General features: G+C 61.4%; 5 protein-coding genes. 4 read left to right on the top strand and 1 reads right to left on the bottom strand.

Annotation, left to right across the window (positions count from 1 at the left end):
* Positions 1-59 precede the first annotated feature (59 nt).
* Both C4J84_RS05535 and C4J84_RS05530 read left to right on the top strand, forming a co-directional pair.
* Complete coding sequence (locus tag C4J84_RS05535) at positions 60-1,676, top strand: FMN-binding glutamate synthase family protein (protein ID WP_124435039.1); 1,617 nt, start codon at positions 60-62, stop codon at positions 1,674-1,676.
* Positions 1,677-1,850: 174 nt separating this feature from the next.
* Positions 1,851-2,975, top strand: a complete 1,125-nt coding sequence (locus C4J84_RS05530) for an OpgC family protein (protein ID WP_124435038.1) — start codon at positions 1,851-1,853, stop codon at positions 2,973-2,975.
* A gap of 429 nt (positions 2,976-3,404) precedes the next feature.
* On the opposite strand, the gene C4J84_RS05525 is transcribed toward C4J84_RS05530, so the two are convergent.
* Complete coding sequence (locus C4J84_RS05525; RefSeq protein WP_124369782.1) at positions 3,405-4,817, bottom strand: amino acid permease; 1,413 nt, start codon at positions 4,815-4,817, stop codon at positions 3,405-3,407.
* 377 nt (positions 4,818-5,194) lie between these two features.
* On the opposite strand from C4J84_RS05525, the gene C4J84_RS05520 reads away from it, so the two are divergent.
* The gene (locus C4J84_RS05520; RefSeq protein WP_124435037.1) at positions 5,195-8,365 is read left to right on the top strand and encodes a transglycosylase domain-containing protein; all 3,171 of its coding nucleotides are present in this window, start codon (positions 5,195-5,197) and stop codon (positions 8,363-8,365) included.
* A 62-nt stretch (positions 8,366-8,427) separates the two neighbouring features.
* On the top strand, positions 8,428-13,521 hold the full coding sequence (locus C4J84_RS05515) for an NEL-type E3 ubiquitin ligase domain-containing protein (protein ID WP_124435036.1): 5,094 nt from the start codon (positions 8,428-8,430) through the stop codon (positions 13,519-13,521).
* The last annotated feature ends 16 nt before the right edge of the window (positions 13,522-13,537 follow it).

The raw sequence follows: 13,537 nt of genomic DNA, 5'->3' as shown, positions 1-13,537 counted from the left end.
TTTCAGTACAGGCGCAGAATGGCGGATCGACCTCAAGAGTCCGAACCAAGGAAAACCGTATGAGCCTGTCGTTACTAAGCCGTTACGCGTTCTTTGCCGTATGCATCCTGTTCACCCTTGCCAGCCTGCCCTTTATCGAACATGAATGGCTGTGGCCCATCACGATAGTCACCGGCCTGCTCAGTTTGATCGGCATCTTCGACCTGCTGCAAAGCCCCCACGCCGTGCGCCGCAACTACCCGATCCTGGGCAATATCCGTTATCTGGTGGAAGCCATCCGCCCGGAAATCCGCCAGTACCTGCTCGAATCCGACAGCGATGCCCTGCCCTTCTCCCGGGCCCAACGTTCGCTGGTGTATTCACGCGCCAAGAACGAAACCGCAGACAAGCCCTTCGGTACCTTGATCGACGTCTATCAGTCGGGCTTTGAATTCATCGGCCACTCCATGCGGCCCGCGCCGTTGAGCGACCCCAGCGCGTTTCGCGTAATCGTCGGCGGCCCGCAGTGCACACAGCCGTACTCGGCGTCGGTGTTCAATATTTCGGCGATGAGTTTCGGCTCACTGAGCGCCAACGCCATTCGCGCGCTGAACCAGGGCGCCAAACTCGGCAACTTCGCCCACGACACCGGCGAAGGCAGCATCAGCCCCTACCACCGCGAAAACGGCGGCGACCTCACTTGGGAGCTGGGTAGCGGTTACTTCGGCTGCCGTACCAGTGACGGCCGCTTTGACCCGGAACGCTTTGCCACCCAAGCGCAAGACCCGCAAGTGCGCATGATCGAGATCAAGATGAGCCAGGGCGCCAAACCGGGCCATGGCGGGATCCTGCCCAAGCATAAAGTCACGCGGGAAATCGCCGACACCCGCGGCATCATGATGGGTGAGGACTGCATCTCGCCGTCACGCCACAGCGCATTTTCCACGCCGATCGAACTGATGCAATTCATCGCCCGGCTTCGCGAGTTGTCCGGCGGTAAACCGGTGGGGTTCAAGTTCTGCCTGGGCCACCCCTGGGAGTTCATGGGCATCGCCAAAGCCATGCTCGAAACCGGCATCCTGCCGGACTTTATCGTGGTCGACGGCAAGGAAGGCGGCACGGGCGCGGCACCGGTGGAATTCACCGACCACATCGGCGTGCCGCTGCGCGAGGGCCTGCTGTTCGTGCACAACACTCTGGTGGGCCTGAACCTGCGCGACAAGATCAAGCTCGGCGCCAGCGGAAAGATCGTCAGTGCCTTCGACATCGCCAGCGTGCTGGCCATCGGCGCCGACTGGGCCAACTCGGCGCGCGGCTTTATGTTCGCCATCGGCTGCATTCAGTCGCAGAGCTGTCACACCAATAAATGCCCGACCGGCGTCGCCACTCAAGACCCACTGCGCCAACGTGCGCTGGTGGTACCGGACAAGGCCCAGCGCGTGTTCAACTTCCACCGCAATACCCTCCACGCCCTGGCGGAAATGCTCGCCGCCGCCGGGCTGGAGCATCCTTCGCAGTTGTCGGCCAAGCACTTGGTGCGACGCATGTCGGCGACCGAGATCAAGCTGTTCTCGCAGCTGCATGTGTTCCTCAAACCGGGCGAGCTGCTCACCGGCGAGGTGAATGGCGAGTTCTATTCGCGGATGTGGCAGATGGCGCGGGCGGACAGTTTTGAACCGCATGAAGCCGCCGCCTGATTCACACGGTTGAAGCCTGCCCGGCCTTCGGGCAGGCCATTGAGACATTCGGTAATACCCAGCCTTTTGCAATCGCTTACAAATACCGCCAACCTGCGCCCGCCTGACGTGCGGCGTACGACAACGCGCGCGCTCGCCACTCTTACTCAACAACTTGTTCAAGAGCCCGCTGCCATGCTGAACGGACGCGACCCGCGCATCGATTTTTTTCGGGGCCTGGCGTTGATCTGCATTTTCTGGGATCACGTGCCCCACAATCCCCTGGCCTATGTCACCGTGCAGAACATCGGGTTCAGTGACGCCGCCGAAATCTTCGTATTCCTGGCCGGCTACGCGGCGGTGCTGGCGTACGGCAAGATCCTGCAGCGTGATGGTTATTTCATCGCCTGTTTAAGAATCCTGCGCCGGGTGTGGACGCTCTACGTGGTGCACATCTTCCTGCTGGCGCTGTTGATGGGCATCGTGATATTCGCCAACAGCCATATCGAAACCCGCGACCTCGTGCAGGAGATGGGCCTGGAGTATTTCCTCAACAATACCCAGCAGGCCCTGGTCGATGAATTGCTGCTGCGGTTCAAGCCCAACCTGACCGACCCTTTGCCGTTGTATATCGTGCTGATTCTGAGCCTGCCCCTCACGCTGCCGTTGCTGTTGCGGGTGCCGAGGGTCGCGGTGGGCGTTTCTGTGGCGGTGTACCTGCTGGCGCCCTGGCAGGGCTGGAACCTGCCGGCCAGCAACGGCGGGGTCTGGTACTTCAACCCGGTGACCTGGCAGTGCTTGTTTATCCTCGGCGGCGCGGCGGCCTTGCGTTCGGCACGCCCGGCTGACCAGCGGCCTGTGCTGCGCCAACCGTTGTTCCTGGCGGCTGCGGCGTATGTGCTGACGAGCTGCGTGATCACCCTGTCGTGGCGCTGGCCCGAGGTGCACGACGCCTGGATGCCACGCCTGATCGGGGAATGGCTGTACCCCATCAGCAAGACCGACCTGTCACCGGTGCGCTTGCTGCACTTTTTGGCCCTGGCCTATGTCACCGCCAAATTGCTCCCCGGTGTCGGCTGGACGCAACATGCACTGGCCCGGCAACTGGGGCGGATGGGGCGCTACTCGCTGGAAGTCTTTTGCCTGGGTGTAGTGTTGGCGCCGTTGGCGGACATGGCCAACGCCCTGACCGGTGACACCTTCGCCATGCGGATATTCACCGCGCTGGTGGGGGCCGCAGTGATGATGCTGTTTGCCGCGTGGCTGGAATTCAACAAGCAATTGGACCAGCGCAGAGCCGCTGTGCCCGCGCCTGGTTAGTGCCGAGCTGATTGACATGTGGGAGGGGGCTTGCTCCCGATGGCGGTGGGTCAGCTGCACATAAGCTGACTGACACACTGCTATCGGGAGCAAGCCCCCTCCCACATGGGTTTTGCGGCGTTTATTCGATCAGGACAATGCTATGCGCCCAATCAGGACCAGCACAAATCGCGTTGTCGCTGCAGGTCTAAATGTGGGAGGGGGCTTGCTCCCGATGGCGGTGTATCAGCTACACATAAGCTGACTGACACACTGCTATCGGGAGCAAGCCCCCTCCCACATGGGTTTTGCGGCGTTTATTCGATCAGGACAACGCTATGCGCCCAATCAGGACCAGCACGAATCGCGTTGTCGCTGCAGGTCTAAATGTGGGAGGGGGCAAGCCCCCGATGGCGGTGTGACTGACACACCACCATCCCAGGCAAGCCCTCAGGCTGCAGAACGCACCGCCCCATTGGTCGGCTGCAACTTGAACACGTAGAACAACACCGTCAACAACACCAGAAACGCAGGCCCTACATACAGCGCCACGCGGGTGTCCGGGAAGTAAGCCATCAGGCCCACCACCAGCACCAGGAACGCCAGCGCCAGGTATGAGCTGACCGGGTACAGCCACATGCGGTACTTGAGGCCCGCCTGCTCGGCCGGGCTCAGGCCTTTGCGGAATTTGAGCTGGGCCAGCAGGATCATCAGCCAGGTCCAGATCGCGCCGAAGGTGGCGATGGAGGTGACCCACACGAACACCTGGTCCGGCACCAGGTAGTTGAGCAACACGCCCAGCAGCAAGGCAAAGATCGACAGCAGCAGCGCTTTGCGTGGCACGCCATTGCTCGAGGTGGTGCCGAACGTCGCGGGCGCCTGGCCGTTCTGCGCCAGGCTGTAGAGCATGCGCCCGGTGCTGAAGATGCCGCCGTTGCACGACGACAACGCTGCGGTGATCACCACGAAGTTGATGATGCCCGCTGCGGTCTTGATACCCAGGCGCTCGAACGTCATCACGAACGGGCTGCCCTGGGTGCCGATTTCATTCCACGGGTAGATCGACAGGATGACGAACAACGCGCCCACATAGAACAGCAGGATGCGCCAGAACACCGAGCCGATGGCGCTGGGGATGGTCTTCTGCGGGTTGCGCGCTTCACCGGCGGTGAGGCCGATCATCTCCACGCCCAGGTAGGCGAACATCACCATCTGCAACGACATCAATACGCCTTGCACGCCGTTGGGCATGAAGCCGCCATGGGTCCACAGGTTGGAAATGCCCAGCGCCACGCCGTCATTGCCGAAACCGAAAGCGATGATGCCGACGCCGCCGATCACCATGGCAATGATAGTGACGATCTTGATCAGCGCGAACCAGAATTCGAACTCACCGAAGGCCTTGACCGCGATCAGGTTGATGGTGCCCATGCTGATCAGCGCCGCCAGGGCCCAGATCCAGCGTGGGGTGTCGGGGAACCAGACGCCCATGTACACCGCCACGGCGGTGATTTCCGCGATGCAGGTCACCAACCACAGGAACCAGTAGTTCCAGCCGGTCAGGAAACCGGCCAACGGGCCGAGGTAGTCCTGTGCATAACGGCTGAAGGAACCGGCGACCGGGTTGTGTACGGCCATCTCGCCGAGGGCACGCATGATCACCAGGATAGCCAGGCCACCGATGATGTAGGACAGCATGATGGCCGGGCCGGCCATTTCGATGGCCTTGGCCGAGCCGAGGAACAGACCGACACCGATACAGGCACCGAGGGCCATCAGGCGAATATGCCGTTCACCCAATTCGCGTTTGAGCGGGCCGCCTGAAGCGGTCTCGCCATGGGGCAGTTGGTTGCCGACTGGCATAGGGATACAACCTCATCTTGTTATTGGATTGTCCGTCGAGTTTCCACGGTGCAAGCCGGTAAGCCTGCGCCCTTGTTGAAACCGGGGCCGCCTCATGGACGGGCCTGTCTTGCCAGGCAAGATCAACGGGGCGTGCAGTATAAAAAGCCCGGAGTAGGGCCTTTCACTATAAAAACGAGGCAATTTAGGGGAAGCGTGGGTCAAAATGCAATTTTACAGGAGCATCTGACCTGCATCGGGCGACAAAACGTCGCGGAGGCGCCGCTGCAGATCCATCGGAATATTCCTACACTCAAAACACAATTCCCTCACACCCAGCCATCAGCGACTAAACTTCAGGCAAGTCCGATCTATCTGCGTGAAGGGATCAATCGACTATGGACGCACTGTGGCAAACCGAATCGAGCAAGGCTGCGAAAGTACATGGCAGTTCGGACCCAGCGCCTTTATCCAAAAATAAACCCAGGCCTCGTTACGCACGGCGCCTGTTCTGGTTGATTGTGTTGGTGGCGCTGACGGCCCTGGGGTTTGCCGTCGCCAAGGAGCTGCGCACCTCACGCCTGCAGGCCCAGGAACTCAGCCGCCTGGCCCGTGACCTGACCTATCGGTTGGAGCCCGGCCCCAGCCCGGCAATCGCCTATCCCGGCGCCGGTCCCTTCGACCGGCGTCTCGGTTACAGCGACCTCGGCACGTTCCTGCCACGCTTGCTCAAACGCGGTTATGTGATTGAAACCCAGGCGCGCTTTTCGGCCGAATTGATGGACTACAGCGCCAAGGGCCTGTTCGTGCCTTACGCGGAAAAAATCCAGGCCGGGCTGTCCATCACCGACTGCCGCGCCGTGCCGCTCTACCAATACAACTATCCGCAACAACTGTACGAAAACTTCGCCGCGATCCCGCCGGTGGTGGTCAACAGCCTGCTGTTCATCGAGGACCGCGACCTGCTCGACCCGGCTCAGCCCGAAGCCAACCCGGCGGTGGACTGGCCGCGCTTCGCCAAAGCGGCCTGGTCACAAGTGGCCAGGCTCCTGCATTTGCCCGGACAGACCGCCGGTGGCAGCACCCTCGCGACCCAGCTGGAAAAGTACCGTCACTCCCCCGACGGCCTGACCCTGTCGGGCGGCGAGAAACTGCGGCAGATGTTTTCCGCCAGCGTACGCGCCTACCAGGAGGGTCCGCAGACCTTGCAGGCACGCCGCAATATCGTGCGCGACTACCTCAACAGCGTGCCGTTGTCCGCCGTGCCCGGTCACGGTGAAGTGCATGGCCTGGCCGAAGGGTTGCGGGTGTGGTACGGCGCCGACTTCAACCGCACCAACGCCCTGCTCTCCGACAGCAGCACGCAAAACCTCGGGCAAAAAGGCCTGGCCCTGCGTGAAGTGTTGTCATTGATGATCGCCCAGCGCCGGCCCTCGCACTACCTGTCCAAGGGCCACGCCGAACTGGCGAACCTGACCGACAGCCACATTCGCCTGCTCGCGCAGAACGCGGTCATCGACCCGGCCCTGGCACAGGCCGCCCTGGCCAGCAAGGTGAGCTATCGCGATTGGCTGCAACAGCCGACGATTCAACCGATTGAAACCAACAAAGGCATCAGTGTTGCCCGCAGCCGCCTGGCCGCCCTGCTCAATCGCCCGCTGTACGACCTCGACCGCCTGGACCTGTCCGCCACCAGCACCTTGCAGGATGACTTGCAAACCCAAGCCACCACCTACCTCAAGCACCTGGCCGACCCCGCCTTCGCCGGGCAAATCGGCTTGCTCGGCCCACGCCTGTTGACGCCCGCCAGCACCGCGCAAGTGCGCTACAGCTTCACGCTCTATGAGATGACCGCCGATGGCGCACGGGTGCGGGTACAGACCGACAACACCGACCAACCCTTCGATATCAACGAGAGCAGCAAGCTGGAACTGGGCTCCACCGCCAAGCTGCGGGTGCTGACCACCTACCTGCAGATCATCAGCGAACTGCACGATCGTTATGCCGACCAGCCCCCCGCCGAGCTGAAAAAGATCAGCGTCGACGAGCAGGATCGCCTGTCGCGCTGGGCCGTGGATTACCTGGCGCAAAACCGCGACCGGAGCCTGCCGAAGATGCTCGACGCGGCGCTCGAGCGGAAATATTCGGCCAGCCCTGGCGAACGCTTTTTCACCGGTGGCGGCCTGCACCACTTCAATAACTTTCGCAACGAAGACAACGGACGTAACCCCACGCTGCGCGAGGCCCTGCGTGAGTCGATCAACCTGCCGTTCATTCGCCTGATGCGCGACCTGGTGCGCTACAGCACCTATCAGGGCCCCAACAGCAGCGCCGAGTTGCTCAAGGACGACAGCGACCCACGCCGCCAGGAGTACCTGGCGCAATTCGCCGACCGCGAGGGCACCACCTTCCTGCTGCGCTTCTGGAAGCGCTACCGCAACAAAGACACCCAGGCCCGGCTCGACACCTTTCTCGACAGCATGCACCCCACCGCCATGCGCCTGGCCGCGGTGCACCGTTATCTGCTGCCCCAGGCCAACCAGGACAGCTTCAACCGTTTCGTGCGCGCGCACCTGCCCACCAAGGCCCCGGAAAAACTCACCGATGAACGCCTGGCCAAGCTCTACAAGGATTACGGTCCCGGCGCCTACGACCTGCCGGACCAAGGCTATATCGCCAAGGTCCATCCACTGGATTTGTGGCTGCTCAGTTACCTGCTGAACCACCCCGACGCCACCTTCACCCAGGCCGTCGCCGCCAGTGAACACGAACGCCAGGAAGTCTACGGCTGGCTGTTCAAGAGCCGCCACAAGAGCGCCCGCGACAGTCGCATCCGCACCATGCTGGAGATCGAAGCGTTCCTGGATATTCATCAACGCTGGCAGGCTGTGGGCTACCCGTTCGATCACCTGGTGCCGTCCCTGGCCACCGCCATTGGCAGCTCGGGAGACCGCCCGGCGGCCCTGGCGGAGCTGGTCGGGATCATTCTCAATGACGGTGTGCGCGAGCCGACCGTACGTATCGACAGCCTGCACTTTGCCGCCGGCACCCCGTATGAAACCCGCCTGGTCAACAACCCGGACCGAGGCAAGCGGGTCATGCCCAGTGAAGTCGCCAACGCCTTGCGCGAGGCGTTGTCCCAGGTGGTGGATGCCGGTACCGCAAAACGTGTGGCCGGCAGCTTCAAACTGGCTGACGGCACACCCCTGGCCATGGGCGGCAAGACCGGCACCGGCGACAACCGCATCGAAGCAATCGGTGCCGGCGGGCGCCTACTCAGCTCCAAGGCGATCAACCGCACCGCCACCTTTGTGTTCTATATCGGCGACCGCCATTTCGGCACGCTGACCGCATTCGTCCCCGGCGCCTCGGCCCAAGGCTTCACCTTCACCTCGGCATTGCCGGTGCAAGTGCTCAAGGGCATGGCGCCGCTGCTCAGCCCTTATCTGCAACCCGGCAGCCGGACGCAGTGCCAGCCGGGGGAGCCCGGCACATTCAGTGCACAAATTCTGCATTCGCACACCGAACAACCCGCACATTTCAGTCCCGACTTAGCTGCAATATATTGAACGTTTGTTGTTGATTTCGACGGATAGGCTAAGCACTCGAGCCACTTAACGAGTTCAACTTGATGCCTATACGTTTACTGCCTTCCAGCACGCCTGCGCGCGCCTATAAAGGCCCTCATTATGACTTGATCAAACAAACAATTCCGGACTGGCTTGCCACGACCTCCCTGGCCCGGGCCCATCAGATGAGCGCCGCCGACCTTTCTCGACTGCCCGCTTACACCCGCGCCCTCCCCGCAGAGCATCAAGCCCTGCAGGCGGCCAATGCTGAAGGCTGGCGGACGCAAAACGCCGTGGACCGACAACTGCGCGACATACAGGACGTGTATGCCTTTGCCGAACCCCTGCTCAAACAAGCCATTCTGGACAAGTACCACCTTGACCTGGACGTCAAAGCAACGTTTCTGCACCTGTATATCGCCAAGAAACTGCCTTGGTACGCCCACAGTTTTTTCAAGGGCGTGACCGGCCGCAAGGTGTCATTGCTCGACGCGGCCTTGCAGAACTTTGCCATCGGGGAATCCTTCGAAAGCGACTCCAGCTATATCACCCGTCCCGACTACCGTGGCCACTTCCAGCCCCTGGCGTTGAGCGACACGATGTCCATCCCACAGTTCAAGGCCTTGTGCCGTGAACTGGACCTCGGCGCACGCTATCAACAACACCTGAACAACTACTTGCTGCCAACGGACCTCAGCGCTCGCACCACCTTGAAAAACCAGGTTATCGCCAGCCAGAAAGCCGCGCTCAAGGCGGCGGCGCACCTGGCTTGCCTGCCCACCGACGGCCAACAGGTCGCGGACCTGAGTGCCGCGGCCTACCACGTGTTGATGCGCGCGTTGCGCGGTGAACGGGGCGTGATGCGGTTCTATCAACTGCACATCCTCGATGCTTCACTGAGCGGTATCCTGCTGATCGCCGCTGACCTGGATCGGGTTTCCAGCGCCTCGAAACTGATCGCCTACATCCCCCATGACCCCGAGAGTCCCGTCAAGGAGTACACCTCCAGCCTTGCGTTCATGCTCGACCTGACCCGCAAGCTGCAAACCAATGCGTCGATACCATCTCGCCAGGGGCAAACCTACCAACAGTTCTTCAGCCAGTTTGTCGACCATAATCAACGCGGGCATTTCTTTGCCGGACTCAATCAGCGGCTCTCCAACGTTCGGTGGCACCCGGCGCAGCCACTGGACCCGCGCCCTCAATGGCGGGAAGCGCCGCTGGACAATCCCAAACTGCACTTCTCCTCGCCCGCCATCGAGGGCGATCTATGGGAATACCGCTACCAGCAATCCTTCAACAAGATACTCAACGACGCACGCAGCATCGCGGTGGCTACGGCCGACGCCGACAGAGCAGAGCGCTGGGCCTGGTGGGACAACTTCACAAAAATCCTCTCGGATATTTTCAATGTCGCGCTGCTGGTCATCACTCCGTTCGTGCCGTTCCTCGGCGAGCTGATGCTGGCATACACCGCCTACCAACTGGCCAGCGATGTGATCGAAGGCGTGGTGGACCTGGCCGAAGGGCAGTTTATAGAAGCCGCCGACCACCTCGTCACGGTCGCAACCGATACGATCCAACTGGGACTCTTCGCCGTCGGTGGAGAAGTCGCGAGCGCGTTCAAACGCTCGCTCTTCGTCGACAATTTGCGCGCGGTTGAAGTCGACGGGCAACAGCGCCTGTGGAACCCGGACCTGGCGCCTTACGCCCACGACAACCTGCAGCTGGCGAGCGATTCTCAGCCCGATGAACTGGGCCTGCATACGCACCAGAACCACAAAGTCCTGCCGCTGGATAACCGGCACTACGTCATCGAACACGACGCCATCCACCACACCCATCGCATCAAGCATCCCACCCGTCCCGACGCCTATTCACCCAGCATCGAGCATCACCCCAGTGGCGCGTGGGTCCATGAAGGCGAGGCCCCCAACACCTGGGACAGCGAGACGCTGCGTCGGCGCCTCGGGCCTGCGGTGGAGGACCTCAGCCCCGCCCAACTTGAACAGGCCTGCCAGACCAGCGGCACCCACGATGACGCCTTGCGCATGATGTATGCCCAACGCGACACCCCACCGCCGCTATTGGCCGACAGCCTCAAGCGGATAAAGCTGCGCCAGCAACTCGAGAGTGCCCCGCAGCAGGTTCGCACCGGGGCCAGTGCGGACCTGCCGACCAACTGGACGGTGCAAACCACTACCGAACTCCAGGGTTGGCCGGCAAACAAAGCCATCCGGGTGTTCGTCAACAGCGACTTGACCGGCCACTCCATCGTCTACGGCGCCACTGACGCCAGCGCTGCCGACACTTTGCGCCTCAGCTATCAGGCTGTGGAAGCCGGCCAGTGGTTCGAACAGGTCAGCGCGTTCCTGAGCGACACCGAGCGGATGGCCTTGCTTGCAGCGCCCGGCGCGCAAACCGTGCCCGAACCCGTCATGGCGCTGCGTGAGCGCCTGGCCAATGAGTTGGTGCAGCAGAACACCAGCGTGTTCAACCACCTTTACAGCACCCATGAAGCGCTCAATACCCCGCAGGGCCGACTGATTCAACAGCAGTTTGCGCTATTGCCCAAAGACCTGGTGGCAACGTTGCTGCTGCGCACCTCGCCACAAGAATCGAGCGTGATGAGCCGTGAACGGCGCATCCCCTTGCGCCTGAAAAACCTGGCCCGGGAACTGGCCAATGAAGTCCGCGCCAGCCATGCCAGTGAAGGCCTCTACCACGACGCCTTGCTGACCCCGGACACCGAGCGCATGGCCCTCAATATCGTGCGCCTGCACACCGATGCCCTGGGCGACTTGAACATTGCCATTCACGATCAGACGCCCAGCGGCAGCCTGCGTTGCCAGGTGGGGCCGGCCGACGCGGGCACGAAAAAAATACTCCTGTACAAGGGCCAGGGGCGTTACCAACTGCACGCTGCGTCGCCTTCCACTCCCCCGCCGCAGTACAGCTTTTATGAAGCGTTGTTGCGCGTGGTGCCCACGGACACGCTTGACTACCGGCCAGGTCAAGGCGCGAACTTCAAGGAATGGCTCAAATCGCAACTGGCGCCACCGGCCGAACGCCGCAGCGTGATAGCGGACAGCCCGCTATCCCCGGCTGAGCAGCGCACCACACAACACTTACTGCAAAAACCCATGTGGGGGGCTTTCCGCCGCTGGGTCCTGAGGCAACCCCCACAGCCGCCGACCCCTCGGGAAACGCTGATGAAGCTGTGCCCGCGTTTGACTGAGGAACAGATCCAGAAAGTGCTGCCCCGCCTGAGCACTATGCAAGGCGAGCAACTGCTCGGCACACTTGAAGCTGACCATGCGACGCTGCACGAAGACATGAACAGGTTCCGCAAAAAACCACTCGTAGATCCCATGGCAAGCACCGATCAAGCCCTGCTTGAAATACACACTCGAAACCAGGTCATCCATGAGTTGACTGCCTGCTGGGAAGACGGCGCCTACCTGCGCATGCAACCGATGGAAGCGAAAACCCGCGGTACCCTGCTGGACTTGAACGGGCTGGCCCTGGGTCTTCACCTGGAACGCCTGGGACCACTGCGAGCAGACTTCAGTCATGTCACCCGCTTGAAGCTCAGCGGCTCTGCGCTGGGCGATCGCGAATTACCCTTTCTCGATAATTTCCACAACCTGCGCAACCTGGACCTGTCGGCCAATCGTCTCGACAAAGTGCCGTCGCAGATACTGCCCATGAACGGCCTGACCGCCCTGAACCTGGGTGACAACCCTATTGCATGGTCGCCCTCCGACCACGCCACGCTTAAACAATGCCCACAGTTGCGCGCGTTGAATCTGGAAGGTAATACCCGCCTGGAAACCCCACCGGATGTCAGCCAAATGCCGGAGCTGCGCCTGCTGATACTCAACAGAACCGGTATCACTCAATGGCCGCAAGGGCTGGAAAGCCCGAGGCCCGCTCTGCTGGAGCTGGACCTGAGAAACACGGCGATCAACACCGTCCCCGTGTTTGCGCCAGAAACTCCCGCCGCCAGGATTGTGGCCAACAGTTGGCTGGATATGACCAGGCTTGAGTTCGAGGATGAACAACGCTTCGTCAGTTATCGCCGGGCCCAGGGGATCGACCCTTACCGCACCACGCCTCGCGGCGGTAAAACCGACAGCCAATTCTGGATGGTTGGCCTGACACCTGAACAGCGCACCACGGCACAGAAGGTGTGGGACGAGGTGGAAGCGGAACACGGCTCCCAGGGTTTATTCGAGGTGTTCAGACTGTTGCAGCCGCCTGCAGGTTTTCAAACCGAAATCGATGCGCAGTTGTTTGAACAAGGTCGCGAGGACCTCTCCCAGCGAGTCTGGCAGGTGGTGTTTCGTGCCTATGAGAACACCGGCTTTCGCGAGCGGATATTCAGTTTGGCCGGCGCACCGTCCCTGTGCGCAGATGCCGGGGCCCATACGTTCAACCGCATCGGCGTGGAAACCCTGCTGGAAATCATCCGCAATGACAACAGCCCTCAACTCGAACGTAACCTGGTGACACTGGCCAAACAGACCTGGCGCCTGGAGCAGATCAACCAAATCGCCCACAAGGAAATCCAGCATCGCATCGCGCCAGAAAGCGAGGGCGGATTGGGCCAGGCGTTTGGCAGCGATGAAAACCAGGTCGATGATGTGCAGGTGTACCTCGCCTACCAAACCGGGCTCAAACGCCGTCTCGACCTGCCGTGGCTGTCCGAACACATGGTCTACCGCAACACGGCCGGGCTGACTCAAGAACACCTGGATACTGCGGTGCGCCAGGTTATCGAGCTGTCCCAGGGCGACGGCCTGGTCAATGGCATTCTTGAGCAACCGTTCTGGGCCGACTACCTGCATGACGCCCATCTGGAAGCGTTCAAGGCTCAAGCCGAGAAACGCACACACGCCGGCAGCCAACTGGAGGATCTACGGGATGCCCATACGGAATGGATCGGCGCCGAGGTGACGCCTGAGCGCAAGGCACGTTTGCGCGAACAGATCATCACGCTGGCCAATGAACTGACGATCCCCCATACCGTGGTGCTGGCCGAAGAACCCTTCTCCGATGCCACCGTGCAACGGCTTTACAGTGACATCCAGGATGACTACGACGAATTGGCGCGCCGTTTGACGCGACAGGCACTGCTGGACGCGTACGGATAACCGAACGCGTCACAAG

The organism is Pseudomonas sp. R11-23-07 (genome assembly GCF_003852295.1).
In the GTDB taxonomy this organism is placed as follows: domain Bacteria; phylum Pseudomonadota; class Gammaproteobacteria; order Pseudomonadales; family Pseudomonadaceae; genus Aquipseudomonas.
Note: the sequence above shows the minus strand (reverse complement) of the source record. Positions and strands in the feature narration are given on the sequence as shown.

Coding starts and splice junctions, on each gene's coding strand:
- C4J84_RS05535 (WP_124435039.1), top strand. CDS start 60: ATGAGCCTGTCGTTACTAAGCCGTTACGCGTTCTTTGCCGTATGCATC.
- C4J84_RS05530 (WP_124435038.1), top strand. CDS start 1,851: ATGCTGAACGGACGCGACCCGCGCATCGATTTTTTTCGGGGCCTGGCG.
- C4J84_RS05525 (WP_124369782.1), bottom strand. CDS start 4,817: ATGCCAGTCGGCAACCAACTGCCCCATGGCGAGACCGCTTCAGGCGGC.
- C4J84_RS05520 (WP_124435037.1), top strand. CDS start 5,195: ATGGACGCACTGTGGCAAACCGAATCGAGCAAGGCTGCGAAAGTACAT.
- C4J84_RS05515 (WP_124435036.1), top strand. CDS start 8,428: ATGCCTATACGTTTACTGCCTTCCAGCACGCCTGCGCGCGCCTATAAA.